Below are 25751 nucleotides of genomic sequence, written 5' to 3' on the forward strand. Positions count from 1 at the left end.
GGGCGCGTGGGTCATTTTTCGGTGGCTTCGGCGCGGACGGTGCGACGGGCGGGGCCGGAGCACCGCCCGTCAGGCGTCAGCCGACCGTGATGGACTCACGCACCTTCGGCCTGGCCGGTAGCGGCGCCTGGGGAGACGTCAGCTCGCGCTAGGCGCCAGCCGGGTACGGGAATGCAGTGCCCCGACCGCGACCAGATCCCGTTCGCCGCCTGTTCTGACGACCACCGCCATGGTCCCGATCCTCAGTGGCCACTCCAACACGGCGACTCAGGCGACGTCACCCGGAAACCGCCGGCGCCACGCCGAACGGCCCCCTCCCACCGGAACCGCCCGCGCTGCCCCCGGGCGGGTGCCATGATGGCCGCACCCGGGCCACGGTTCAACCAGGCCGCTGCGGGGCATTCCAACGGGTACCGAACCATCCGGTGACACCCGGCGCGGCAGGAGAGAACATGACCACGGTGAGCCACCAGCGACCCGACCACATGGCCTTCACCCTCGCCGAACGCGGCGAACTCGCCGACCTGCTCGACGGGCTCCCGGCGCAACGGTGGGACGAGCCGTCACTGTGCGAGGGCTGGAGCGTGCGCGATGTGGTGGCCCACATGCTCGCCAGGGACGAACTCGACCCCGAGAGCCTCCTGCGCCGCTTCGTGCGAGGCCGCTTCACCCTCGACGGCGCGAACCAGGCCGGAGTCGACGACTACCGCGACTACCCGCCGGCGTTGCTGGCCGAGCTCTTCCGCGAGCGTCTCGAACCACGCGGCCTCGCCGCCGCGCTCGGCGGCCGGATCGCGTTCATCGAGACCTTCGTCCACCACCAGGACATCCGCCGGGGCCTGGGCGAACCACGCGACATCCCGCCGCCCCGGATCCGCAGCGCCCTGCGCCTGTCCACCGCCTTCAGCCCGCCGGGCGCGACACGCCACACGCGCGGCCTGCGTTTGGACGCCGTCGACGTGCGCATGGCGGCCGGCAGCGGTCCCGAGGTCGCCGGTCCCGGTGAGGCACTGGTCATGGTGATCTCCGGGCGCGGTCAGGCGCTGGAGGATCTGAGCGGCCCGGGCGTGGAGATACTCGCCGAACGTCTCGGCTGACACCGGTTCCTCACCTCCGCGCGGCCTCGGCGAGCACGGCCGCGGCCCGCTCGTAGTGCGCCGCGGCCTCCTCGGGCCGTTCCATCGCCAAGGCCAAGTCGCCCAGATGCGAGGCCACCGGCCCGAACACCACCGCGCCGCTGCCCGCCCCGGCCAGCTCGCCCGCCGCGGGCAGCAGCGCGGAGTAGACCCGCCGCATGCGCGGCAGGTCATCAAGACCGCGCGCGACGCGTCCTTCCAGGCACAGCCGGACTTCCAGCAGGAGGTCATGTGGTGACGGCGGAATCGCCGCGGCGGCGGTCCGCGCCTCGCCGGTCCTCCCCGCGTCGAGCAGCGCCAGCGGCCGGCACCAGGGCCCGTACTGACCCCAGTCGTCGCGCTCTTCGACGGCCTCACCATGCCGGAGACGCAACCCGAGCAGCGCAAGGGGCAGCAACCCGTCGTCCATACCGGGCATCCCGGCCGTCGCCAGCCGCACGGCCGCGCGCCGGTAGGCGGCTTCGGCGGCGCCCGCGTCGGCGGTGAGGGACAGGCGCGTCGCCCCGTACCAGTCGGTGAAGATCCCGACGAGCGGCAGCCCTTGCCCGACGGCGATCGCGGTGACGGCGTCGGAGTGCGCGTCGGCGGTGGCGAAGTCGGCGAGCGCGGCGGCGGCCTGGATGCCGATGAGGTGCCCGAGGACGGCGAAGGCCGGGTCGCCGATGGCCACGAGCCGCTCGGCGATCCTCGCCCGCACGGGGGCCAGCCCGGCGCGGCCGAAGGAGTGCATGAAACGCGCGTTGAGCGCGACGGCCAGCGCCTCGGGGGTCTCGGCGAGTTCTTCGGCCTCCTGTGCCGCGGTGTCACCGCGTGGGCCGGTGGTGCCGCGCAGTTCGAGCGCGATCGTGCTCAGCAGGCGGCTGCGGAGGTCTCGACCTGCCGCGGGCAGCGCGGTGAGGGTGCGTTCGGCCGCGGCGACGACCCGCGCCGACAGGGCCTCGTCGTCGTTGCGGGTCCACAGCGCGGGGACGGCGAAGGCGGTGATCACCTCGGCGGTCTGGAGCGGGTCGCCGAGCGACTCGGCGTTGCCGATGGCGGCGGAACGCTGGCGCCGCGAGCCGTCGAGGTCGCCGGTGATGGCCAGCGCTCGGACTAGGCCCATGCGCGCGTCAAGGCGGACCCGGGGATCGTCGACGCCCGCGCGGTCCTGCGCGTCGAGCACGTCGTGCCACAGCCGCGCGGCCTCGTGCGGGGCGAAGCGCCGGTCGGCGCGTTCGGCGGCGATCGCGGCGTGATGCGCGGCCTTCAGCGCCGCATCTCGACCGTCGGCGCGCAGGTAGTGGTGGGCGAGCCGCTCGGCGTCATCGGGGCGCGATTCGGCGAGGGCGGCGGCCGCCGTGGCGTGCCAGCGCGCCCGGCGTGGCGCCGAGACGTCCTGGTAGACGGTGTCGCGGACGAGCGCGTGCGCGAAACGCAGGCGAGCCGCCGTCGGGGCCTCCAGCAGCCCGGCCTCCAGGGCCTCGTCGACGGCGTCGAGGACCTCGTCACCGGCCAAGGCCGTGATGAGGTCGATGTCGACGTCCTCGCCGAGGACCGCGGCCTGCCGCAGCACCGTCACCGTCGCCGGAGCCAGGGCCGTCAGCCGATGCCGGACGACCTCGCCGACGCCGGGCGGCACCGCACTCAGCGCCGACTCGCCGTCGGTGTCGAGGAGCCGTACCAGTTCCTTGACGTAGAAGGGATTGCCGCCGCTGCGGGCATGGATCGTATTCGCCGAGGCCCCGAGATCGCGTCCGGCGAGTGTGGCGCCGAGCTCGGCGACGGCGGGTTCGGTGAGCCCGGACAGGTAGACCCGGACCGGCTCCAGCCGCGCCGTCCGGGCCAGCAGACCGGTCAGCGGCGCCAGTCCGGTGGGGCGGTGCGTGCCGAGGACCAGCACCGGCCCCGCCGGGGGAGTGCCGAGGACGCCCGCGAGCAGTTCGAGGGTGGACTCCCCGGCGAACTGGAGGTCGTCGAACACCAGCAGCAGAGGCGCTCTCCGCGAGACCTCCGAGAGGTAGTCCGACAGGGCCGCGATCACCGCGAAGGGCGTCTCACCGGTCAGCTCGGGCGCACCGGGAAGGCAGCGCCTCTCCAGTCGCCGCAGGATCCGGGTCCACGCCCACGCCGGCGGCACGCCGTCGTGCTCCGGACTCGGCCCCCAGGCCGTCGTCCAGCCGCGGGAGGCCAGCTCGGCGGAGAAGCGCTGGGCCAGTGCGGTCTTGCCCGCACCGGCGTCACCGGCGATGTAGGCGGGAACCGGGCCCTTCCCGGCGGCGGCCCGGTCGGCGGCGATGTGCAGGCGGGCCAGTTCGGCGTCGCGGCCCACCAGCAGCGGCAGTTCGTGCGCGGCGACCGGCACCGGCGTCGCGATCGGCGGCTCCAGCTCGGCGTCCTGGGCGAGGATCCGCGACTCCAGCCGCCGCAGCCCCGGGCCGGGGTCGACGCCGAGCTCGCCGGTCAGGACCGACCTGGCCCGCCGCAGCGTGTCGAGCGCGTCGCCCTGCCGTCCGCTGCGGTACAGCGCCAGGGCCAGCAGCCGCCAGGCGTCCTCGCGCCACGGGTGGGCGGTGATGTGCGCGTCGAGTCCGGGGACGGCCTCGGCGGCCGCGCCGAGCGCGAGCGCGGCCTCGGCGCGCCGTTCGATCGCCAGGAGCCGCAGCTCGTCGAGCCGCCGCGCCTCGGCCAGCGCCCAGGGCTCGTCGGCGACCTCGGCGTAGGCGGGTCCCCGCCACCAGCTCAGGGCCTCGTCGACGCGTTCGGCGACCTCGGCGGCGCGTCCGGCGGCGAGCATCGTGGCCGCGTCGATCACGACCCGCTCGAAGCGGCGGGCGTCGACCATCTCGGGTTCGGCGCGCAGGGCGTAGCCACCGGCGGCGGTGACGAGCAGCCGGGCGGGACTGCGGGGCCGGCGGCCGGGTTCGAGGGCCCGGCGCAGGGCCGCGACGAAGGTCTGGACCGCGCCGATCGCGCCCTCGGGCGGGTCGTCCCACAGGTCGGCGACGAGCCGCGTGGCGGGCACCGTCCGGCCCCGCGCGATCAGCAGTCGCGCGAGCACGGCCCGGTGCCGAGGGCCCTTGAGGTCGATGGGGCCGTCGGCGTTCTCGGCGGTGACCGGGCCCAGCACCGCGAACCTCACCGGCAGCACCCCCACAGCCTAGTCACGCCGCACTGCCCGAATGCTCAGTCGCCGCTGATTCGCCCGCCGCACGCTCGACCGGAACCACACGACGACTTGGAGGAACGGGCATGACCCCCACCATCAGCGGATTCGACCACCAGCACATCACCGTCGCCGACGGCGTCGCCCTCAACGTCGCCGTGGGCGGCAGCGGCAGCCCCATCGTGCTCCTGCACGGTTTCCCGCAGACCCATCTCATGTGGCGCCACGTCGCCGCCGACCTCGCCGCCGACCACACCGTCATCTGCCCCGACCTGCGCGGCTACGGCGACAGCGACAAGCCCGCCGAGGACGGCCCGGACACCTACTCGAAACGCACGATGGCCACCGACGTGGTCCGCCTCGCCGCCGCGTTCGGCTTCGACCGCTTCGCGCTCGCCGGGCACGACCGGGGCGCGCTCGTGGCGATCCGCGCGGGTCTCGACCACCCGGGCGTGATCACGCACCTGGCGTCCCTCGACGTCCTGCCGACCCTCGACATGTGGGACGTCATGCACGGCGCGTCGGCCGCCGTCGGCTTCCACCTGTACCTGATGGCCCAGCCGCCGGGCCTGCCCGAGCGGATGATCGCGGCGAGCGCCGACGCGTTCTTCGGTCACTTCCTCGACATCTGGACGCGCGATCCCGAGGCGATTCCCGCCGAGGTCCGCGCGGCCTACCTGGCCGCCTCACGCGGTGCCGTCGACTCGATCGTCGCCGACTACCGTGCCTCGGCCGGCGTCGACGTCGAGCACGACACCGCCGACCGGGAGGCGGGACACCGGCTGACGATGCCGGTGACGGTCCTCCAGCAGGACTGGGGCTCGGCGCTCGGCTTCGACGCCGCCGGGCTGTGGCACGAGTGGGCCGGCGACCTCGACCACCGCACCGTTCCCTACGGGCACTTCATGGCCGAGGAGGCCCCGGCCGGGGTGACCGGGGCGCTGCGGGACCTGCTGAAGCGGTAGAGGGAGCGTGCCGCCCGGTGCGCGCCGGGCGGCACGTGGACCGGTCAGGCCCAGGGAGGTGCGACGGCCCAGCTCACATCCGCCGGATAGCTCGCGGCGGCGTCGTAGGGACTGTTCGGGCCGCCTTCGGCGGCGAGCCAGACCTCGCTGTTGTAGTGCCGGACCGAGCGGGTGGCGATGTTGTAGGAGTCCAGTGCGATCGTCCCCGCCCCGGCCGGTCCCGGCCGGACGCAGAAGGTCGCGTCACGAGCGAAGCCCGCGCTCCCGTCCCCGGCGTCGACACGCACCCGGAACTGCGAGTGCCGCAGGTAGCGGCCCGGGTAGTTGCGCGACTCGAAGGAGTAGCAGGACGGGTCGGCCAGGCCCCTGCGCACGACGAAGGTCGCGTCCTGCTTCGTGGTGGCGTCGCTGGCGGCGGTCACCACGTCGGTGCGGCCCAGCGAGTCGTAGTGCCGCAGGTACCGGTCGGTGCAGCAGCTGGTCACGACCCGCAGCGACAGGGCCTGGTCGACGGCCAGGTCGGCGGAACTGCGCCACCACGGCGAGGCGACCTGCCAGGTCGTGTCCTCGGCGAAGGACGACGCGGTGTCCCACGGGTTTCCCGCCCCGGACGCGGCGATGTAGACCTCGCTGTTGTAGTGCCGCAGGAAGCGCCCCGGGAGGTTCTTCGACTCGAAGGACACCCCCTGGCCCGTCCGCCCGGTGCGCAGGCAGAAGGTCGCGTCGCCGCCGAAGCCGGCCGACCCGTCGGAGACGTCGAGCCGCACCCGGGAGTTGAAGTGCCGCAGGTACCGGCCCGGGTAGTTGCGCGACTCGAAGGAGAAGCACGCCGCGTCGGCCAGCCCGGGCCGCAGCCAGAAGCTCGCGTCCAGCCTGGTCGTGACGTCGCTGCCGGACGACACCGGCGAGGTCACGCCGAGACCGCCGGCGTGCCGCAGGTACCGGTTCGTGCAGCACGGCGTGGTCGCGCCCAGCGAGACCAGTGTGTTCGCGCGCGGGCCGGCCGCCGCCGCGCGGATCGCCAGGTTGACCTTGCGGACCTGGTTCGCGTCGACCTTGAGGATCTGCCGGTCGTAGGTGTAGAAGCCGTTGCGTTCGTTCTCCACGTCGGTGGGCTCGGTGTAGATCGACGCCGACAGTCCCCGCGACCACATCAGGCCCTGCAAGGTCGCGGTCACCTCGGCGTAGCGCCGGTTCAGGGTCGCCGCGTCGGGCGACATCTCATAGGCGAAACCGGCGCCCGGCTGCCATTCGTGACCGGGCACGATCAGCCCGATGCCGCCGAACTCGCCGAGCACGGCCACCCGTGCGGCCGACGGTTGCTGCGGCAGGCCCGGGCCGACGTAGATGTGGTCGTCGATGACGTCGCCGTTGCCGCCGTCGAAGCCGCAGCAGTTCGAGCCGGAGTTGTTGTTGACCAGCCGCGTCGGGTCCCAGCTCTTGACGAGGTCGGCGATGCGGGCCGGGTCGTACTCGCCCCAGCCCTCGTTGAACGGCACCCACTGCACGATCGAGGTGGTCCCGCGCAGCTGGTCGACCATCCGGCGCAGCTCGCTCTCGAACTGCGTCTTGTCGGCGGCCGAGGGCGCCGCCCCGGTCCGCATGGACGGCATGTCCTGCCAGACCATGAGCCCGAGCCGGTCGGCCCAGTAGTACCAGCGGGCGGGTTCGACCTTCACGTGCTTGCGGACGGTGTTGAACCCGAGAGCCTTCTGCTGTTCCAGGTCGAAGCGCAAGGCCTCGTCGGTGGGCGCGGTGTAGATCCCGTCGGGCCAGTAGCCCTGGTCGAGGGTGCCGATCTGGAAGACGAAGCGACCGTTGAGGACCGGCCGCAGGAAACCGTTGACGACGGCCTTGCCCAGCGAGCGCATCCCGAAGTAGCCACCGACGGCGTCGCCGCCCCCGGTGCCGGTGAGGGTGACGCGCAGGTCGTAGAGGTAGGGGTCGTCGGGACTCCACAGGCGGGCGTTCGGCACCGGGACCGACAGGCGCGCGCCGGGCGCGCCGGTGGCGCTGCCGACGACCACGCCGCCGCTGAGGACCTCGGCGCGCACGCCCTGCGCGGTTCCGGCGGTCCGCACGACCAGGTCGAGCCGTCCGGCCGGTACGTCGGGCGTGGTGTCGAGCCGGGTGATGTGCGCCGGGGCGGTCGGTTCCAGCCACACCGTCTGCCAGATGCCGGAGGAGGCGGTGTAGAAGATCCCGCTCGGGTTGAGCCGTTGCTTGCCGACGGGGGCTCCGGCGGCGTCGACGGGCGCGTTGACACCGACGATGAGTTCGTTGGCGCCGGCCCGCAGCGCGGAGGTGACGTCGAAGGTGAAGGCGTCGTAGCCGCCGCGGTGTTCGCCGATCTTCGTGCCGTTGACCCACACGGCCGAGTTCGACATGACGGCGCCGAAGTTGAGCTGGACGTTACGGCCGGCCCAGCCGGCGGGGACGGTGAAGGTCCGCCGGTACCACATGTTGTTCTCGTGGCGCTGGATTCCCGACAGCGCCGACTCGATCGGATAGGGCACCAGCACGGTCTCGGGCAGGGTCTGCCCGACCGGCGGGGAACCCAGCGAGGACGCGCCCGTGAACTGCCACTGGCCGTTGAGGCCCTGCCAGTCGGGGCGGGTCAGCTGCGGCCGCGGGTACTCCGGATGTGGGGCGGTCACCGACACGTCGTCGGTCCACGGGGTGGTCAGCGGCGGGGCCTTGGGGATGTAGCCGGCCGCGGCGGGCGCTTCGGCGACCGCGAGCAGCGAGGCGGCGGTGAGCAGGGCGACGACCGCGCCGAGCAGGCGTCGCGCTAAGGGCTTGGAGGTGGGGAGGGGCGTCCGTTCCGGTCTCATGTGCGTGGCTCCCGGAGTTTCGATGGTCGTGAACGGCCGGTGCCGAAGGTTCCGCCGCTACGGCTTGATGACATCGACCTCGGCCTGTATAACGTTATAGAGCCTCGATCGGGCCCCTGGCAACGCTTCGGGGCGCATCGGGTCCACATCTGACACATCCGCCACCACCCGCCACAGTCCGGCCCGCGCGGCGAGCGACCGCGCGCGGCGACCACGCCGGAGGAGAACATGTCAACCGCGAGAACGACCGACAGATTACGAGCACTCGCCGCGACGGCCGCCCTGCTGCTGACCGGGGTGGCGGCGCTCGCCGGGTGCACCAAGAGCGAGGACGGCGGCTCGCCGTCGGACGGGAGCAGCGGCGGCGAACAGGTCGTGGCCAGCTCGTCCCCCTCGGGAGAGGGCTGCACGCTGGAGAAGTACGGCGCCCCGAAACTCGACCTCACCGACGCGATCGTCGGCTTCTCCCAGTCGGAGAAGGAGGCCAACCCCTTCCGGATCGCCGAGACGCAGTCCATCAGGGACGAGGCCGAGAAGGTCGGCGTCAAGAAGCTCCTGGTCACCAACGCCCAGTCGCAGCTGTCCAAGCAGATCAGCGACATCCAGGACATGCTCGCCCAGGGCGCGCAGTTCCTCATCGTGGCCCCGCTCAACTCCGACGGCCTCGAACCCGCACTCCAGGCCGCCGCGGCCAAGAAGGTCCCGGTTCTGACCATCGACCGCAAGATCAACGCCACCGCCTGCTCGGACTACCTCGCCTTCCTCGGCTCCGACTTCGTCGAGCAGGGCAAACGCGCCGCCGACGCCATGGTCAAAGCCACCGGCGGCACCGGCAAGGTGGCGATTTTGCTTGGTTCGTCCGGCAATAACGTAACTACCGACCGGACGAACGGATTCGTCCAGCAACTCGCCGCCACCGCGCCGGGCATGGAGATCGTGGCCCAGCAGACCGGCGAGTTCGCCCGCGACAAGGGCCAGGCGGTCATGGAGCAGCTCATCTCCAGCAACCCCGAGATCACCGCCGTCTACGCCGAGAACGACGAGATGGCCCTCGGCGCCGTCACCGCGCTGAAGACCGCTGGCAAGAAGCCCGGCACGGACGTCAAGATCGTGTCCATCGACGGCACCCGCAACGCCGTCCAGGCCATCGTGGACGGTTCCATCAACGCCGTCATCGAGTCCAACCCGCGCTTCGGGCCGCTGGCCTTCGCCACGGCCGCCGACTTCTACGCCGGCACCGCCGTCCAGCCCGCGATCATCATCTCCGACCGGGCCTACGACTCCGCCAACGCCGCCGCCGAACTGTCGAGCACCTACTAGCGGCCGCCGCCGGCGGGCCCGAAAGGCCCGCCGGCGGCACGCCCCGCACGGCGAGCCGTTCGATCAGGCAGAAAGGCACGGCATGAGCGACCCCGCGACCATCCTCGACGCCCGCGGCGTCACCAAACGCTTCCCCGGAGTCCTGGCCCTCGACCACGTCGACCTGACCCTGACACCGGGCCGGGTCCACGCGCTGGTCGGCGAGAACGGCGCCGGGAAGTCGACCCTGATCAAGATCCTGTCCGGCGCGTACCACGCCGACTCCGGCGAGATCGTGCACGCCGGACGGCCGGTCTCCTTCGCGCGCCCGCTCGACGCCCGCGCGGCCGGGATCTCCACCATCTACCAGGAGGTCAACCTCATCCCCCTGATGAGCGTGGCCCGCAACCTCTTCCTCGGCCGCGAACCCCGCCGCCTCGGCCTGATCGACCTGCGCCGCATGAACCGCGAGGCCGCGGCCGTCCTCGACCGCTACGGCGTGCACGTCGACGTCACCCGCCCACTGGGGACGATCGGACTCGGCGCGCGGCAGATGGTCGCCCTCGCCAGGGCCGTCGCCGAAGACGCGCGGCTGCTCATCATGGACGAGCCCACCTCCTCGCTGGAACCGCGCGAGGTCGAGACGCTGTTCACCGTCGTGGAATCACTCACCGCCAAAGGCATGGCCGTCCTCTACGTCAGCCACCGCCTCGAAGAGCTCTACCGGCTGTGCGAGACCGTCACCGTCCTGCGCGACGGCCGCGTCGTCCACACCGGACCGCTCGCCGAACTCGACCGCCTCACCCTCGTCGCGCACATGCTCGGCCGCGAACTCGACCAGGTCCGCCAGGAGGGCACCACGCGCTTCGGCGAACACCGCGACCACACCGGAAACCCGCCCGTGATGGAGGCACGAGGACTCACCAAACGCCACGTCCTGCGCGGTGTCGGCCTGACCGTCCGGGCCGGCGAGGTCACCGGCCTCGGCGGCCTCCTCGGCGCCGGGCGCTCCGAGACCGCCAAAGCCGTCGTCGGCGCCCTGCCGCTCGACTCCGGCACCGTCACCGTCGGCGGGCGACGGCTCCGGCGCCTGTCACCGGCCACCGCGATCCGCGCGGGCATGGCCCTCCTGCCCGAAGACCGCAAGGCCGAGGGCATCGTCCCCGACCTGTCGGTCCGCGAGAACATCCTCCTCGCCGCGCTGCCCCGCCTGTCCCGCTTCGGTTTCGTGTCGCGACGACGCCAGGAGCGCATCGTCGCCACCTTCACCAAACGCCTGCGCATCAAGGCCGCGAGCCCCGAACAGAAGGTCGGCGAACTCTCCGGCGGCAACCAGCAGAAGGTCCTCCTCGCCCGCTGGCTGTGCCTCAATCCCCGGCTGCTCCTGCTCGACGAACCGACCCGCGGCATCGACGTCGGCGCCAAGGCCGAGGTACAGGCCCTCATCGACGAACTCGCCGCCGACGGCCTCGCCGTCGTCCTCATCTCCTCCGACCTGGAGGAACTCGTCGAAGGCGCCGACCGGATCGTCGTCCTGCGCGCCGGGGCGGTCGTCGCCGAACTCGACGGCGACGACGTCGGCGAGCACGCCGTCATGGCCGCCCTCGCCGAGGCCGAACCGCGCGAGGAGGACGACCGTGACGACTGACACCGCACCGGCACTCGGCGGACGCCGCGCCGCCCTGCCCCGCCTCGTCTCCGACTACGGCGTCTACGCCGCGGTCCTGGTCCTCCTGGCCTACAACGCCGTGTTCACCCCCTACTTCCTCGACGCGGGAAACCTGCGCACCCAGCTCGTACAGGCCGCGCCCATCGTCATCGTCGCCCTCGGCATGGCGCTGGTCATCGGCAGCGAGGGCATCGACCTGTCCGTCGGCTCGGTCATGGCCCTGGCCGCCGCGGTCATCCCGCTCTACCTCGGCTTCGGCATGTGGCCGGCCGTCCTGATGGCCCTCCTCGCCGGGATCGCCGCCGGACTGTTCAACGGCACCCTCGTCGCCGTAGTCGGACTCCAGCCGATCGTCGCCACCCTCGCCCTGCTCGTCGCCGGACGCGGCCTCGCGCTCGTCTTCGCCGGCGGACAGCTCAAACAGCTCCACAACCCCGAGCTCCTCGCCCTCGGCGACGGCGAACTCGCCGGCGTCCCCGTCATCGTGCTCGCCGCCGCCGGACTCACCCTCGCCACGGCGATCCTCGTCGGCCGCACCACCTACGGACGCCAGCTCGTCGCCGTCGGCGGCAACCGCCCGGCCGCCGTGCTCGCCGGACTGCCCGTGCGCCGGATCCTCATCACCGCCTACGTCCTGTGCGGACTGTTCGCCGCCGTCGCCGGGGTCTTCGCCACCGCGCGGCTCACCGCCAGCGACCCCTCCGCGATCGGGAACCTCGCCGAACTCTCCGCGATCACCGCCGTCGTCGTCGGCGGCACACCACTCACCGGGGGCCGCGTCCGCGTCCTCGGCACCGTCGCCGGAGCGATGCTCATGCAGCTCGTCCGCGCCACCCTCATCAAGCACGACCTGCCCGACTCCGCCGCCCAGATGGCCCAGGCCGCCATCATCCTCGTCGCCGTCTACGTCGCCCGCGAACGGAGGACCCGATGATCACCGACAGCGTCGCCGTCCCCACCACCGTCCGCCCCGGCCGCGCGACGCGCGCCGAACGGCTCGCCTCCCTGTCCCAGCGGCACGGCGCCCTCACCATGCTCGCGCTCGCCCTCATCGCCGCCTCGGTGACCTTCGAGTCCTTCGCGACCGCCGAGAACCTTGCCGGGATCGCCATCCAGTCGTCCTTCGTCGCCGTCATCGCCCTCGGCATGACCTTCGTGATCATCGGGGGCGGCATCGACCTCTCCGTCGGCGCGGTGTTCGCCCTCGCGGGCGTCCTCGCCGCCTTCGGGAGCCGGTGGGGACCGGTGACCGCGCTGCTCCTGCCCCTCGGCGCGGGCGCGCTCATCGGGCTCGTCCAGGGCGTCCTGATCGCCCGGACCGGGATGGCGCCGTTCATCGTCACCCTCGCCGGACTGCTCGCCGCCCGAGGCCTCATGCTCGCGCTGACCACCGAGGGCGCCGAGACCCCGCTGGTACCGCGCGGCTCGGGTTTCCTCGGCCTCGGCCGCGGGGTGTTCCTCGGTCTCGGCGTGCCGGTGTGGATCGCGATCGTCCTGTGCGGACTCGGCGCGGTCCTGCTGCGCCGCACCCGTTACGGCCAGTTCCTCTTCGCCGTCGGCGGCAACGAGGACGCCGCCGGACTGATGGGCGTGCCCGTCACGCGGGTGAAAGTGGTGACCTACGCCCTCAGCGGCCTGCTGGCCGCACTCGCCGGGATGCTCAACGCCGCACGCCTCGGATCGGGCGTGACGATCCTGGGCGTCGGCATGGAACTCGACGTGATCGCCGCCGTCGTCATCGGAGGTACTCTCCTCGTCGGCGGCGCCGGAGCCGTCGGCGGAACCGTGTGCGGGGTGCTGATCCTCGGCGTCATCCAGAACGTCGTCAACCAGATCGGCACGCTCACGTCCTCGGTCCAGTCGGTGGTCAGCGGCGCCTTCCTGGTCGTCGCGGTCGTGGCGCAGACCTATCTGAGCAGGGCGGGCCGAGCCCGATGACGCAGAGAGCGGAGGTGGCCCAGCGGTGGGTGTCAGTCTCAAGGACATCGCCCTGCGGGCGGGGGTGTCCCTGGCGACGGTGTCCAACGTGGTCAACGGATACCGGCCCGTCGGCGAGGCCACCAGAGTCCGCGTACAGCAGGCTATCGACGAGCTCGGGTACGTCCCCAACCTCTCCGCCAGGCACCTGCGCAGCGGCCGGACCGGGATCATCGCCCTGGCGATCCCCGAACTGGACAACCCCTACTTCGCCGAACTCGCCGGCTACGCCATCCGCGAGGCCCGCTCGCTGGGTTACACGCTCCTGCTGGAGTACACCGACTCCGACCGCGCCACCGAGCTGACCCTCGCCGAGGGCAACCGCTCGCAGATCATCGACGGCCTGATCCTCAGTCCCGTCCAGCTCACCCGCGCCGACGTGCTCGCCCGCCGCAGCACGACCCCGCTGGTGCTGATCGGCGAGAACGTCGCCGAGGTCCCGCACGACCACATCGCCATCGACAACGTCGCCGCCAGCCATGTCGCCGTGCAGCACCTGGTCTCGCTGGGTCGGCGCCGGATCGCGTTCCTGGGAGCGCACGCCGACACCGTCCGCCAGCCCTCGCGATTGCGGCTGCGCGGCTACCAGGAGGCCCTTGCCACGGCGGGACTGCCGGTGGAGGAGTCGCTGATCGGGACGGCCTCGCGGTTCGGGCGCCTCGACGGGCTGACCGCCATGCGCGGGATGCTCGCGCGGGCCGAGCCGCCGGACGCGGTGTTCGCCTACAACGACCTGATCGCGCTGGGCGCGATGCGGGCGGTGACCGAGGCGGGTCTGCGGATCCCCGAGGACATCGCGGTCATCGGCTTCGACGACATCGAGGAGGGCCGGTTCAGCAACCCGACCCTGACCACGATCGCGCCCGACAAGGAGCGCATCGGCCGGGTCGCGGTCGGTTCGCTGATCGCGCGGGTCGAGGGCAACGCCGCCGAGCCCGGCGAGGTGCAGCCGTCCTTTCGTCTCGTGACCCGGGAGAGCACGCTCGGCCGCTTTACACCGGCGCCGCCGAGCCGCTAACCTAAGCGTGGGAGCGCTCCCATCGCACTTTGAGGAGCCCCCATGTCCTTAGCAGTCCGCCGCGCCCTACTGGCCGTCGTCGCGGTCGTCCTCGCGCTGACCGCCGCGGTGCTGATCCGCGCCGGCGAGGCCAGGGCCGTCGACTCGGCCTTCTGGACCAACCCGAACACCTCCGCCGCCGCCTGGGCGGCGGCCAATCCCGGCGACAGCCGCGCCTCGGTGATTCGCGACCGGATCGCCTCGGTGCCGCAGGGCACCTGGTTCACCCGGTACAACCCCTCCACCGTCCGCGGCGAGGTGAGCGCCGTGGTCGGCGCGGCCGCCGCGGCGGGGAAGATCCCGATCCTGGTCGTCTACAACATCCCCAACCGCGACTGTTCCGGCGCCAGCGGAGGCGGCGCCCCCGACCACGCCGCCTATCGGCAGTGGATCGACCAGGTCGCCGGCGGCCTGGCCGGTCGCGCGGCCGCCGTCGTCCTCGAACCCGACGTCCTGTCGATCATGAGCAACTGCATGGACTCGAACACGCAGAACCAGGTCAAGGCCTCCATGGCCTACGCGGGCCGCGCCCTGCGCGCCGCCTCCTCGCAGGCCAAGGTCTACTTCGACGCCGGTCACTCCGCGTGGCTGGCGCCGGGCGAGATGGCCGCCCGGCTCAACGGCGCCGACATCGCCGGAAGCGCCGACGGCATCGCCACGAACGTGTCGAACTACCGCCGGACCGCCGACGAGACCGCCTACGCCAAGAACGTCATCGCGGCCACCGGCGTCTCCCGGCTGCGCGCGGTCATCGACACCAGCCGCAACGGCAACGGCCCGGCCGGATCCCAGTGGTGCGACCCGCCCGGCCGCGCGATCGGGACCCCCAGCACCACCGAGACCGGTGACTCCGCCATCGCCGCCTACCTCTGGGTGAAACTGCCCGGGGAGGCCGACGGCTGCGCCGCCGGTGCCGGTCAGTTCGTGCCACAACTCGCCTACGACATGGCGATGGCGGCACCCGGCGGGCCCACGACCTCGCCGACGACGCCGCCGACGACCACCCCGCCGCCGGTGGGCGGGTGCACCGTCACCTACCGCATCGTCAACCAGTGGCAGGGCGGCTTCACCGCCGAGTTCACCGTCGGCAACGGCGGCTCGACGACCCCGGCGGGCTGGAGCGTCACATGGACCTTCGCCGACGGGCAGCGCGTCACGCAGGGCTGGAACGCGACGCTCACCCAGTCGGGCACCCAGTACCGCGCCGCCGACGTCGGCTGGAACGGCCGGATCGCACCGGGGCAGAGCACGGCCTTCGGGGTCCAGGCGACCTTCACCGGCGCCAACGGACCGCCCGCCGGGCTGATCTGCCTGTTCCGCTAGACCGGCGCTCACCGTGAGAAGGCGGGCGGCCCCCGGAGACGAGGGGCCGCCCGCCGCCGTCAGGCCTTCACGTCGGCCTCGGTGACCACGCCTTCGTCGAGCGCGGTGACCTCGGCGCGCAGGCGCATCGGCCCGCCCTCGTCGGTCACCTCCCGCAACAGCACGTACGGGCCGGCGACGAGGAGGCGGACCTTGCTTCGGTACTGCCTGCCGCCGTCGGTGCCCTCGCGATGCGTCGTGTACTCGACGCAGTCGCGGTTCAGGAAGCGTTCGTGACCGCTCGGCCGGACGCTTTCAAGCCCGGCGGGGAAGAGCTGCCCGGCGACGGGGGAGATGCGGTCGGTGCGGGCCTTCCACTTCTCGCCCCACGGCTCGGTGATCGTCCCCTCCGCGACACCGAGCGCGCCGAAGCAGTCCATCCGGCCCTTGAGGGGGAGCCGGACGTTCATCAGATCCTCGATGGTGCGCGGAATGAAGCCCAGCCCGCGAGGTGCGACCACGTCGGTGGCGACGTCGTGGAAGGCGCGTCCCGCCTCGTCACGGACGTGGAAGCGGTCGCCGAGCCACCAGAGCGTGAGCTTCGACTCCGGGCCGGGCGTGCCCGACACGTTGCGAGTCACCAGCATGCGGGCGCGGACGTTGCGATCGGCCATCAGTGTGCCCTCTCTCCTGCGCTAGTGCGCGTTGAGCCGCAGCAGGGCTGTGGCGTTCTCGAAACCGATCAGGTGGGCGCCGACGGAGCGCATGTCGTAGCCGTGGGAGTTCGCCGGCATGCCGGCGTTGGCCTGTAGATACTGCAGGTGCAGCGCGCCCATGCCCGCGTACCGGATGTTCCGGACGTTCGCGGCGGCCACGGACTGCGCGAAGTTCAGGTCGCGCCACAGCCCGAAGAACGCCAGGCGCTGGGCGAAGTTCCCGTGCGCCTGACCGGCGAGGCCGGGCTCCTGGGCGAGGCCCCGCGCGCACAGCAGCGGGATCATCGCGTTGGCGAGGGCGAGCAGTTCCGGCCCCCGGGCGACGTTCGCCGGGAGGGTCAGCGTGTCGCCGAGCCAGGCGTCGACGACCAGGCCGGTGATGTACGGGTTGAGTGTGGCGGTGTGGTTGGCCACGACCAGCGCGACGGCGGCCTCCAAGGGCGGGACGGGATTGCCGGCCAGGTTCAGCGCGTTGACCTGGTCGGCGATGTCGCGGGCGAGGCCCCAGGCGATCTTGAGGTAGCGCTGAACGGGCTGGCCGGTGTAGCCGGCCGCCTGACACAGGTGGGCGACCGGGTTGTTGCCGTTGAGGTACTCCGTCATCAGCACCAGCCCGAAGCCGATCTTCGGGTAGATCGACTCCGAGCCGTACAGGTGCCGGTTCGGGGCCGCGTTGATGCCGAAGTGCACGAGTTCGACGGCGTTCTCCACGTCGTAGGCGGCCAGCAGCTGCGAGCCCGGGGGCATGACGTCCGAGGCGAAACGCTCGAAGATGAAACTCGCGCCCATGTTGACGGCCGTGCGCATCTGCCGGAACGTCACCTCGGTGTGGTCCTCGCCCAGAACGTTCATGTGGGCGTCGTGGAAGCGGACCCACGTCCCGGTCGAACTGGGGCCGGGCAGGTTCCCGATGTAGTCGGTGGTGTTGGCCGCGTGCGCGGTGGCCTCGACCCAGGTGTCGTAGGCCCGGATGGGCGCGTCTCTCACGCGCGGGGTCGTCGCCCCGTTGAGGTTGAGGTCACCGGGATCGATCTGCACGCCCGCTACCCAGAACATGGTCACGCCTTCCGTCGAGGGAGGTGGACCCTCAGCCTAGAAAGCGATCTGGCGCGGACTCCCCGTCCACAAGGGAGTCCGAAAGGACACCCATGGTTGTCCATTGGGGACAGAGTGTGATCAGTGCTCCAGGGTCTTATGTGCCGCGAGCAGAGCCGCGCCGAAGTCGTCACCGGGACGCCGCAGGACGGTGTGCACGTGGTTGGCGTCGTTCTGCGTGTTGTCGTACTCGACCAGCAGCTCACGCGACTGGAGCCGGTAGTAGTGCCCGCCACCGCGCTCGACCGGCCCCTCCCAGGCGAAGCGCACCTCGCCGGGACTGAGCTTCGCGCGTTCGGCGGCGGCCAGCGCCGGCGGCAGCCGGTCGAGGTACAGGTCGACGAGCTCGCCGAGCAGCGACGCGGCGCCACGGGCGAGGTCGGCGGCCCGGATCCCGGGCCCCACCTCGACGCCGGTGACATCGCGGGCGTTGGAGGTGCGGATGTCGTCGGGAGCACGCGACGAGACCACCGCCCGACCGAGCTGCGCGGCGGGCAGCTCGGCGAGCAGGCGCCGCGCCAGCTCCTCCTCCAGCGCCAGCGGGCGGACGACGGGCGTGCCCCGGTAGAAGGTGATCGCGGGGTCGGCGCCGAGGAACACCGGCGTCGGGCTCACCTTCTCGCCCACGACGCTCATCGTCACCGAGACGTGATGGCCCTCGAAGCGCCAGGCGAAGGCCTCGGCGTCGGGGGAGCCGAAGAGGGCGATCCAGTAGTCGCCGGAGTGCCGCCCGCGCCGGTACGACTCGGCCCGGTCCAGCACCTCCTCCAAGCCCATGATGCCGGTGACCTGAGCGAACGCGTGCGTACTCATCGCCGTCGCCAGGAGCCGGTGGACGTTCTTGCGCCCGGCGAGGCTCAGCCCGGCGATGGACGTGCCGGGTCGCGGCCGCGGCCGGTAGTCCCAGCGGCGGCGGTCATCGTGGTCGAAGGGATGGCACGCCTCCGCACCCTGCTCGCCCGTGAAGGTCTTGAGCAGCCGCCGGGCGGCCTCGCGCATCTCGTCGGCGATCACGGCCTCCACGCTAGCGCCGCGCGGCCGTCTGCGGGAAAACTCGGTGCCGAAGGCCCCGGTGCGGTATCCCGGAAGGATGGGCACCAAGGCACGGCCCCACGAGAAGCTCGCGGCCTACCGCGCCAAACGCGACTTCGCCGTCACCTCCGAGCCCGCCGGCGGCACCGACGGTGGGGAACCGGCCGGCCGTTTCGTCGTGCAACGGCACCGTGCCCGCCGCCTCCACTACGACTTCCGCCTCGAAGTCGACGGGGTCCTGGCCAGCTGGGCGGTACCGAAAGGCCCGACGCTCGACCCGAAGGTTAAACGCCTCGCCGTGCACGTCGAGGACCACCCGATCGAATACCGCGACTTCGAGGGCGTGATCCCCGGCGGCGAGTACGGCGGCGGGGACGTCATCGTGTGGGACCGCGGCACCTGGACGGCCCACAAGACCGACGATCCCGCCGAGGCCATCGAACGCGGCGAACTGCACTTCGCCGTCCGGGGCGAGAAACTGGCCGGGCACTTCATGCTCATCCGGCGCGGGCACGACGGCGAGTCCTGGCTGCTCTTCCACAAAGACGACGAGGACGCCGTCGCCGGCTGGGACCCCGAGGAGCACCCGCTGTCGGTGAAGTCCGGCCGCACCAACGACGAGGTCGCCGCCGCCCCCGAGGCCCTCTGGCGCGCCGACCTGCCCGCCGCCGAAGCCGAGGTCGCCGTCGGCGCCGCCGGGCACTGGCCGCCCCCGGCCGAAGACGAACTCGCCGCCCTCGACGCGCTCGGCAAAGGCGGCCGCTGGAGCCTCGGCGGACGCGAACTGCGCCTCACCAACCTCGACAAGGTCCTCTTCCCGAAGACCAAAGACCGCCCCGAGGTCACCAAACGCGACCTGATCCGCTACCACGCCACCGTCGCCCCGCACATGCTCCCGTACCTGGCCGGACGCCCGGTCAACCTCCACCGCTTCCCCAACGGCGTCGAACGCAAGGGCTTCTGGCAGAAAGAGGTCGGCGGCACGGCCCCCGACTGGCTCACCACCTGGCACAACCCCGAGGCGAAACCGGACCGCTCGGAGACCTACGCCGTCCTCGACAGCCCCGCCGCGCTGGCCTGGGCCGCCAACCACGCCGCCGTCGAACTGCACCCCTGGACCTCGGGCCTGCGCGACGTCCACCAACCCGACTGGGCCCTCATCGACGTCGACCCCGGCGAGGACACGACCTTCGCCGAAGTCGTCCTCCTCGCCCGCCTCTACGGGGAAGCGCTGGGACACCTCGGCGTGGAAGGCATGCCCAAGGTCACCGGACAGCGCGGCGTCCAGATCTGGGTGCCCGTCCGGGCCGGATACACCTACGAGGAGACCCGCGAGTGGGTGCGAAAGGTCTCCAAGGCCGTCGGCCGCACGGTCCCCGAGCTGGTCAGCTGGGAGTGGTATCGCGACCGGCGCGGCGGCCTCGCGCGCCTCGACTACACCCAGAACGTCCGCAACAAGACCCTCGTCGCGCCCTTCAGCGCCCGGCCCGCGCCCGGCGCTCCCGTGTCGGTCCCGATCACCTGGGAGGAGCTCGCCGACCCCGAACTGCGCCCGGACCGCTGGACCGTGCACACCGTCCTCGACCGGCTCGCCGAGACCGGCGATCCCCTCCATCCCCTCATCGGCCGAGCTCAGGAGCTGCCCACGCTGTGAGGGCCGGCGTTTGGGATCATGGCGTGGTGACCACCACCAGACCCATCGCACCCGGCGACGCCCCCGCCGTCGCCGCGCTCCTCAAGGCCAACCGCGGGTTCCTCGCGCCCTGGCAGCCGCGCCGCCCCGACGACTACTTCACCGTCGAACACCAAAGCGGCCTGATCGACGCCGACCTCACCAACCACGAGCTGGGCAACAGCGCCCACCACGTCATCCTCGACGACGGTGAGATCGCCGGGCTGATCAAACTCAGCGGCATCGTGCGAGGCGCGTTCCAGTCGTGCAGCGTCGGCTACTGGGTCGACGGCCACCGCAACGGCCGCGGACTCGCCTCGGCCGCCGTCGCCGCGATGGTCCGGGTCGCCTTCGACGAGTTCGGCCTGCACCGCGTCCAGGCCGAGATCCTGGAGCACAACACCGGCTCCCGGCGCGTCCTGGAACGCAACGGCTTCATCCGCTACGGCTTCGCCCCCGACTACCTCCACATCGACGGACGCTGGCAGGACCACATCCTCTACCAGGCCCTCAACGCCGACTGGAAAGGCTGACCGCCGTGGCCGCCGTCCTCTTCTGCGCCGACCCCTTAGGCCCGCCCGGCCGGGTCGACGAGCACTTCAAGGCCGACGCCACCGCGGTCCGTGAAGCCGGTGCGACCGTCGCCGTCATCGACCACGACGCCCTCACCGCCGGTGACGCCGCCCGAGCCGTCCGCCGCGTCCCGGCGGGTCTCGGCCCCGCCTGGTACCGCGGCTGGATGGTCACCGGCGCGCAGTACACCGCACTCGCCGCCGCCCTCACCGCCAAAGGCTGCGACCTGCTCACCGACCCCACCGCCTACCGCACCGCCCACGAACTCCCCGGCTGGTACCCCGCCTTCACCGAGGTCACCCCCGCGAGCGCCTGGCTCGCCCACGAACCCGGTCATCCGCTCTCCGGCCTCGACGCCCTCGCCGCGAGCCTCGGCACGACCTCGGCCATCGTCAAGGACTACGTGAAGTCCCGCAAGCACGAGTGGGACACCGCCTGCTTTATTCCCGACGTCACCGACACCGAAGCACTCCACCGCGTGGCGTCCACGTTCGTCCGCCTCCGCGGCGAGGATCTCGCCGGCGGCGTGGTGCTGCGCGCCTTCGAGGACTTCGTCCCACCCGCCGACGGCGGCGGCGAGGCCCGCGTCTGGTGGCTCGACGGTGAACCCGTCGCCGTCACCGCCCACCCCGACACGCCCGGCCACCAGCCCGAACCCGACCTGACCGCCGTGCACGGACCGGTGTCGCGGCTGCCCGCGCGCTTCATCACCACCGACCTGGTCCTGCGCGCCGACGGCGCCTGGCGCGTCGTCGAAGTCGGCGACGGACAGGTCAGCGACTGGCCGGCCCGCACCGGCTTCGGCCCCCTCGCCGGCGCGCTCGCGGCGGCGTGACCGGACGGCCGCCGCCGACGGCGCCGGACGCGTCGGGCAAGATCGCGGTCGTGACGACAGCGACGCGGACCCCGAACGCCGAGAAGACCGACCTCGAACTCGCGACCCGGGGAGGCTGCGCCGCCGAGCACGGTGCCGTCGCCGAGCACCTCGCCCGTTGCATCGAGGACGCGGGCCACGACGGGCCGCACGTCGCCGTCGGCGAGGACGCCGAGACCATCGCGCTCTGGGACTGACCACGCGACCCGCCCCGCCGGTGAGGCGGGGCGGGCGCCGTCCTCACGGCTTCCGGATGACCTCGATGAGGCTCGTCCAGGAGTCACCGCCGTGACCCCGCTCGATCGCCCGGTGATAGTGCTCCTGGATCGCCCGTGGCAGGACCAGGTCGATCCCCACCTCACGGCTCGCCTCGACGATGTGGTCGGTGGTCGCGCTCATCATCGCCACATTGGCGCCCTGATCGGAGTGGTCGCCACTGTCGATCGCCGCCGCCGACGGCTCCAGGAAGTACCCGGCGAGGTTGAGCGTCTCCGTGGCGTACGGGACCAGCTCGGCCGACCGCACCCCCGCCGAACCCAGCAACGCCGAGGCGTGCGCGAAAGCCGACAGCATCGTCAGGAACACATCGAGATTCGCCTGGTACCACAACTGGGCCAACCCCAGGTCGGCACCGCGGTAGTCGGGACGCCCGATCACCGCGAGGGTGTCGTGCTGAGCGTCCATGACCTCCTTCGGCCCGCTGTAGAACACGTAGGACTGCTCGGTGCCCACCATCGGCGCCGGGACCATGATCCCGCCCGTCAGCAGCCGCGCGCCCCGGTCGGCGAGCCACGCGCCCGCCTCCCGCGTCCTCTCCGGGCTGTCGGAACTGATGTTGGCGACGACCCGCCCCGACAGCACGTCACCGACGCCGTCGAGGATCGCGTACATCGCCGCGTAGTCGGTCAGGCTCAGAATCGTCAGCCCGCTCGCCGCCACGGCCTCGGACGGCGACGCCGCCAGGCGGGCCCCCTCGGCCACCAGGTCATCGGCACGAGACGCCGTCCGGTTCCACACCGTGACCGGGTGACCCGCGGCCAGATAGGAGCGGACCATCGCCTGCCCCATCGGGCCCAGACCGATGACGGTGACCGGGGCCTTGTCGATGCTCATGTTCATGTCCTCTCGTCAGGTGTCCCGACCTTGACTCCGGCCACTGATGGTCGGCTGATGGCCCACTGACGGACCTGGGTTACCGTTCGGCCATGCGTTTCGGGGTCCTGGGGGCGGTCACCGTGTGGACCGACGACGGCACGACCGTCGCCGTACCCGAACGCAAGGTCCGAGCCCTGCTCGCCCTGCTGCTCACCGACCCGGGCCGCGTGTTCACCGCCGACCGGCTCATCGACGCCATCTGGCCGAAGGACCCGCCGGCGAAACCCGCCAACGCCCTCCAGCGCAAGATCTCCGAACTCCGCAAGGCCCTCGACGCCGCCGAACCCGGCGCCCGCGAACTCGTCGCCCACCGCCCACCCGGCTACCTGCTGCGCGTCACACCCGCCGACACCGACGCCGGACGCTTCACCGCGGCCCTCGACCTCGCCCGCCGCACCACCGACCCCACCGAACGCGCCGACCTCGCCCAAGACGCCCTCGCCCTGTGGCGCGGACCCGCCTACGCCGACGTCGCCGACGAGCCCTACGCCCGCCCCGGCATCCTCCACCTCGACGACGCCCGCCTCGACGCCACCGAGATCCTCGCCGAGACCCTCGTCGAACTCGCCCGCCACGCCGAGGCCCTCACCGCCGTCGGCGACCTCGCCGAACGGCACCCGGCCCGGCCCCGGCTCATCGCCGCCCGCATGCGCGCCCTCTACCACTCCGGACGCGTCACCGAAGCCCTCGACACCTACGCCGGGCACCACCGCACCCTCACCGACGACCTCGGCCTCGACCCGGACCCCGGCCTCGCCGACCTCCACCGCGCGCTGCTCCGCAGAGAACTCGACGCCCCCGTCGGCCACCACATCCCGCGCCCCGCCGCCGACCTGATCGGCCGCGAGGACGCCCTCGCCGACATCCACGCCCTGCTCGGGGAATCACGGCTGGTCACCCTCACCGGACCCGGCGGTGTCGGCAAGACCAGGCTCGCGCTGGAGGCCGCCCACCACGACCGGGACTCCTATCCCGGCGGCGTCCGCACGGTCGAACTGGCCGCACTGCCCGCCGGAGACGATCCGGCGACCGTCGCCGAAGCCGTCATGGCGGCACTGCGCGTCGGCGAGTACGCCACCACCGGACCGCTCCCACCCGGCGCGCCCGTCACACCCGCCGAACGCGTCGTCCAAGCGGTACGCGACCGCCAGATGCTGCTCGTGCTCGACAACTGCGAGCACGTCGTCGGCGCCGTCGCCGCGCTCGTCTCACGGCTCCTGACCGCCGCACCCGGCCTCACCGTGCTCGCCACGAGCCAGGAACCCCTAGCCGTCGCGGGGGAGACGCTCCACCCGGTCTCACCGCTCGACCTGCCCGAGCACACCGCGGGGATCGCCGCGTCGGGAGCCGTCCGCCTGTTCACGGCACGTGTCGCCGCGACCGTCCCCGATTTCACGCTGACCGACGCCAACGCCCCGGCCGTCGCCGCCGTGTGCCGGCGCCTCGACGGGATCCCGCTCGCCCTCGAACTCGCGGCGCCGCGAGTCGCGGTCCTCGGGGTCGAAGGCCTGCTCGAACGGCTCGACGACCGCTTCGGGCTCCTCACCGGCGGCTACCGCGACGCACCCACCCGGCAGCGCACACTCCGGGCGATGATCGACTGGAGCTACCACCTGCTGACCCCCGGCGAACGCGCCCTGCTCCGCAGGCTCTCCGTCCACGCCGACGGCTGTACCCTCGCAGCGGCCGAGGCGGTCGGCTCCGGAGACGGGATCGACCCCGGCGAGGTCCTCGACCTGCTCACCCGGCTCGTCGGGCGCTCGCTGGTGACGGTGACCCGGGCGGGTACCGAACCGCGTTTCCGGCTGCTGGAGTCGGTCGCCGCCTACAGCGCCGAACGTCTCGACGAGGCCGGGGAGACCGCGGCCGTGCGCCGCCGGCACGCCGAGCACTACACCCGCCTGGCCGAGGAGGCGCGACCCCACCTGCACGGGCACGGGCAGGGCCGCTGGCTGGCGGTGCTCGACACCGAGTCGGCGAACCTGCGGGCCGTCGACGACGCCGACTGGACGCCGCGACTGGTCGACGCGCTGACCTGGTACTGGGCCCTGCGCGGGCGTTTCACCGAGGCCGAGCGGCGGCTGACCGCCGAGCTGGAGCGCGGCGGGCCGGATCGGCTCGGAGCCTGGCGCTGGGGGATGCGCCGCCTGCGCGGCATCTCCGGTGAACAGACGCGCGACTGGACGCCGGAAGCGCCGCCGGAGTCCACCGTGGACGGACGGACCCTGTGGTTCCTGGCCTACGCGCAGACCGAGGTCGTCGACTACGCCAGCGCGCGCGCCCTGACCGAGCGCGCGCTGGAGGCGCTGCGGGCCGAGGGCGACGAGTGGGGCGTCGCCGCCGCGCTGGCGATCCGCGCCGTCCACCGCTTCGGGAGCGGGGCGGTCGGCGACTCCGAGCGCGACGCCCAGGAGAGCATGGCGATCTTCGACCGTCTCGGCGACGACTGGGGACGGCTGCGCGCGATCTACCCCCTGGCCTGCGTCGCCGAGGTGAACGGCGACTACGAGGCCGCCGGACGGTTGCACGCCCGCGGTCTGACGATGGCCGAGGAACTGGGGCTGTGGCGCGAGGCCGCCGACCGGATGTGCGGGCTGGGCCGCATCGCCCTGCTCAACGGCGATCTGGCCGCGTCCCGGCGGCTGCACGAGCAGGCGCTGCGCACGGCGGTCGAGCACCGGCACCACAACGGCGAGGTGTCGGCCGAGATCGGGCTCGGCCTCACCGCCCGCCGCGCCGGGGACCTCGCCGAGGCCGAGCGGCACCTGCACACGATGCTGGCCTGGGGGAGCGAGTACGACTTCGGGCCGATCACCACGCTCATGTACGCCGAACTGGGGTTTGTCGCGGAACTGCGCGGCGACGCCGACGAGGCCCGGCGCCTGCACGCCGAGGGCCTGGCCGCCGCCCGACGGCTCGACGACACCCGCGCCATCGCCCTGGCTCTGGAAGGCGGCGCGGGAGCGGAAGCCCTGGCCGGGGACGCCGTCACGGCCGCACGGTTGCTCGGACGAGCAGCCGCCATGCGGACGGCCGCGGGGACGCCTCTGCCGCCGGGCGAGCGGGGGGACGTCGAGAGGATCGCGGGGAAGGCGCGGGAACTGCTGGGGGAGAAGCGGTTCGCGGCGGAGTACGAGCTAGGGGCGGAAGAAGGCTAGTACTACAGCTGTGGTTTGTGATGTTGTGGGTGTCTTCGCTGGTAGTGGCTGCGTTGTGCGCGGGTTTGGTGTCGGCGTCGCCAGTGCCAGGCGGT

Annotated in this window: 19 protein-coding genes; 13 read left to right on the forward strand and 6 right to left on the reverse strand. The window is 72.5% G+C overall.

The window, feature by feature from the left end; translation table 11 throughout:
- Window positions 1-452: 452 nt before the first annotated feature.
- Window positions 453-1097 (forward strand): maleylpyruvate isomerase family mycothiol-dependent enzyme, encoded by a 645-nt coding sequence (locus tag HNR73_RS23670; protein WP_203686440.1) that lies wholly within the window; start codon window positions 453-455, stop codon window positions 1095-1097.
- 10 nt (window positions 1098-1107) lie between these two features.
- On the opposite strand, the gene HNR73_RS23675 is transcribed toward HNR73_RS23670, so the two are convergent.
- Window positions 1108-4263 (reverse strand): ATP-binding protein, encoded by a 3156-nt coding sequence (locus tag HNR73_RS23675; protein WP_239122204.1) that lies wholly within the window; start codon window positions 4261-4263, stop codon window positions 1108-1110.
- A gap of 101 nt (window positions 4264-4364) precedes the next feature.
- On the opposite strand from HNR73_RS23675, the gene HNR73_RS23680 reads away from it, so the two are divergent.
- Entirely contained in the window at window positions 4365-5243 is an 879-nt protein-coding gene (locus tag HNR73_RS23680) for an alpha/beta fold hydrolase (protein WP_184789785.1), read from the forward strand.
- A gap of 44 nt (window positions 5244-5287) precedes the next feature.
- On the opposite strand, the gene HNR73_RS23685 is transcribed toward HNR73_RS23680, so the two are convergent.
- On the reverse strand, window positions 5288-8077 hold the full coding sequence (locus HNR73_RS23685; RefSeq protein ID WP_184789786.1) for an AbfB domain-containing protein: 2790 nt from the start codon (window positions 8075-8077) through the stop codon (window positions 5288-5290).
- Between the two features lie 228 nt (window positions 8078-8305).
- Between HNR73_RS23685 and HNR73_RS23690 the strand changes: the two genes are divergently transcribed.
- From HNR73_RS23690 to HNR73_RS23715, 6 genes are all read left to right on the forward strand, one after another.
- Window positions 8306-9397 (forward strand): ABC transporter substrate-binding protein, encoded by a 1092-nt coding sequence (locus tag HNR73_RS23690; RefSeq protein ID WP_184789787.1) that lies wholly within the window; start codon window positions 8306-8308, stop codon window positions 9395-9397.
- 82 nt (window positions 9398-9479) lie between these two features.
- Window positions 9480-11024 carry a sugar ABC transporter ATP-binding protein gene (locus tag HNR73_RS23695; RefSeq protein ID WP_184789788.1) on the forward strand — a complete coding sequence of 515 codons (1545 nt, stop codon included), beginning with the start codon at window positions 9480-9482 and terminating at the stop codon, window positions 11022-11024.
- Window positions 11014-11979, forward strand: a complete 966-nt coding sequence (locus HNR73_RS23700; protein WP_184789789.1) for an ABC transporter permease — start codon at window positions 11014-11016, stop codon at window positions 11977-11979. Before HNR73_RS23695 ends, HNR73_RS23700 begins: the two co-directional genes overlap by 11 nt.
- Window positions 11976-12983, forward strand: coding sequence for an ABC transporter permease (locus tag HNR73_RS23705; RefSeq protein ID WP_184789790.1), 1008 nt, complete (start codon window positions 11976-11978; stop codon window positions 12981-12983). Before HNR73_RS23700 ends, HNR73_RS23705 begins: the two co-directional genes overlap by 4 nt.
- A gap of 25 nt (window positions 12984-13008) precedes the next feature.
- On the forward strand, window positions 13009-14040 hold the full coding sequence (locus HNR73_RS23710; protein ID WP_184789791.1) for a LacI family DNA-binding transcriptional regulator: 1032 nt from the start codon (window positions 13009-13011) through the stop codon (window positions 14038-14040).
- Window positions 14041-14082: 42 nt separating this feature from the next.
- Window positions 14083-15402: a glycoside hydrolase family 6 protein gene (locus HNR73_RS23715; RefSeq protein ID WP_184789792.1), complete on the forward strand. Its 1320-nt coding sequence runs from the start codon at window positions 14083-14085 to the stop codon at window positions 15400-15402.
- 59 nt (window positions 15403-15461) lie between these two features.
- On the opposite strand, the gene HNR73_RS23720 is transcribed toward HNR73_RS23715, so the two are convergent.
- The 3 genes from HNR73_RS23720 to HNR73_RS23730 all read right to left on the reverse strand — a co-directional run bounded on the left by HNR73_RS23720 (window position 15462) and on the right by HNR73_RS23730 (window position 18215).
- Window positions 15462-16055, reverse strand: a complete 594-nt coding sequence (locus HNR73_RS23720; protein WP_184789793.1) for a hypothetical protein — start codon at window positions 16053-16055, stop codon at window positions 15462-15464.
- A 21-nt stretch (window positions 16056-16076) separates the two neighbouring features.
- Window positions 16077-17153, reverse strand: a complete 1077-nt coding sequence (locus tag HNR73_RS23725; RefSeq protein ID WP_184789794.1) for a hypothetical protein — start codon at window positions 17151-17153, stop codon at window positions 16077-16079.
- Window positions 17154-17273: 120 nt separating this feature from the next.
- Window positions 17274-18215 (reverse strand): DUF3500 domain-containing protein, encoded by a 942-nt coding sequence (locus tag HNR73_RS23730; protein ID WP_203686437.1) that lies wholly within the window; start codon window positions 18213-18215, stop codon window positions 17274-17276.
- Window positions 18216-18282: 67 nt separating this feature from the next.
- Between HNR73_RS23730 and HNR73_RS23735 the strand changes: the two genes are divergently transcribed.
- The 4 genes from HNR73_RS23735 to HNR73_RS23750 are packed head-to-tail and all read left to right on the forward strand — an operon-like array spanning window position 18283 to window position 21540.
- Window positions 18283-19878, forward strand: coding sequence for a non-homologous end-joining DNA ligase LigD (locus HNR73_RS23735; RefSeq protein ID WP_184789795.1), 1596 nt, complete (start codon window positions 18283-18285; stop codon window positions 19876-19878).
- 26 nt (window positions 19879-19904) lie between these two features.
- On the forward strand, window positions 19905-20429 hold the full coding sequence (locus tag HNR73_RS23740; RefSeq protein ID WP_184789796.1) for a GNAT family N-acetyltransferase: 525 nt from the start codon (window positions 19905-19907) through the stop codon (window positions 20427-20429).
- A 5-nt stretch (window positions 20430-20434) separates the two neighbouring features.
- Window positions 20435-21304 carry an ATP-grasp domain-containing protein gene (locus tag HNR73_RS23745; RefSeq protein ID WP_184789797.1) on the forward strand — a complete coding sequence of 290 codons (870 nt, stop codon included), beginning with the start codon at window positions 20435-20437 and terminating at the stop codon, window positions 21302-21304.
- A 50-nt stretch (window positions 21305-21354) separates the two neighbouring features.
- Window positions 21355-21540 carry a hypothetical protein gene (locus HNR73_RS23750; RefSeq protein WP_184789798.1) on the forward strand — a complete coding sequence of 62 codons (186 nt, stop codon included), beginning with the start codon at window positions 21355-21357 and terminating at the stop codon, window positions 21538-21540.
- A 43-nt stretch (window positions 21541-21583) separates the two neighbouring features.
- Here HNR73_RS23750 and HNR73_RS23755 read toward each other — a convergent pair whose 3' ends face one another.
- On the reverse strand, window positions 21584-22456 hold the full coding sequence (locus HNR73_RS23755; RefSeq protein WP_239122202.1) for an NAD(P)-dependent oxidoreductase: 873 nt from the start codon (window positions 22454-22456) through the stop codon (window positions 21584-21586).
- A 92-nt stretch (window positions 22457-22548) separates the two neighbouring features.
- On the opposite strand from HNR73_RS23755, the gene HNR73_RS23760 reads away from it, so the two are divergent.
- Window positions 22549-25656, forward strand: a complete 3108-nt coding sequence (locus tag HNR73_RS23760) for an AfsR/SARP family transcriptional regulator (protein WP_184789800.1) — start codon at window positions 22549-22551, stop codon at window positions 25654-25656.
- Window positions 25657-25751: the final 95 nt, after the last annotated feature.

This window comes from Phytomonospora endophytica (assembly GCF_014202425.1).
Taxonomy (GTDB): domain Bacteria; phylum Actinomycetota; class Actinomycetes; order Mycobacteriales; family Micromonosporaceae; genus Phytomonospora; species Phytomonospora endophytica.

Coding starts and splice junctions, on each gene's coding strand:
- HNR73_RS23670 (WP_203686440.1), top strand. CDS start 453: ATGACCACGGTGAGCCACCAGCGACCCGACCACATGGCCTTCACCCTC.
- HNR73_RS23680 (WP_184789785.1), top strand. CDS start 4,365: ATGACCCCCACCATCAGCGGATTCGACCACCAGCACATCACCGTCGCC.
- HNR73_RS23685 (WP_184789786.1), bottom strand. CDS start 8,077: ATGAGACCGGAACGGACGCCCCTCCCCACCTCCAAGCCCTTAGCGCGA.
- HNR73_RS23690 (WP_184789787.1), top strand. CDS start 8,306: ATGTCAACCGCGAGAACGACCGACAGATTACGAGCACTCGCCGCGACG.
- HNR73_RS23695 (WP_184789788.1), top strand. CDS start 9,480: ATGAGCGACCCCGCGACCATCCTCGACGCCCGCGGCGTCACCAAACGC.
- HNR73_RS23705 (WP_184789790.1), top strand. CDS start 11,976: ATGATCACCGACAGCGTCGCCGTCCCCACCACCGTCCGCCCCGGCCGC.
- HNR73_RS23715 (WP_184789792.1), top strand. CDS start 14,083: ATGTCCTTAGCAGTCCGCCGCGCCCTACTGGCCGTCGTCGCGGTCGTC.
- HNR73_RS23720 (WP_184789793.1), bottom strand. CDS start 16,055: ATGGCCGATCGCAACGTCCGCGCCCGCATGCTGGTGACTCGCAACGTG.
- HNR73_RS23725 (WP_184789794.1), bottom strand. CDS start 17,153: ATGTTCTGGGTAGCGGGCGTGCAGATCGATCCCGGTGACCTCAACCTC.
- HNR73_RS23735 (WP_184789795.1), top strand. CDS start 18,283: ATGGGCACCAAGGCACGGCCCCACGAGAAGCTCGCGGCCTACCGCGCC.
- HNR73_RS23755 (WP_239122202.1), bottom strand. CDS start 22,456: ATGAGCATCGACAAGGCCCCGGTCACCGTCATCGGTCTGGGCCCGATG.
- HNR73_RS23760 (WP_184789800.1), top strand. CDS start 22,549: ATGCGTTTCGGGGTCCTGGGGGCGGTCACCGTGTGGACCGACGACGGC.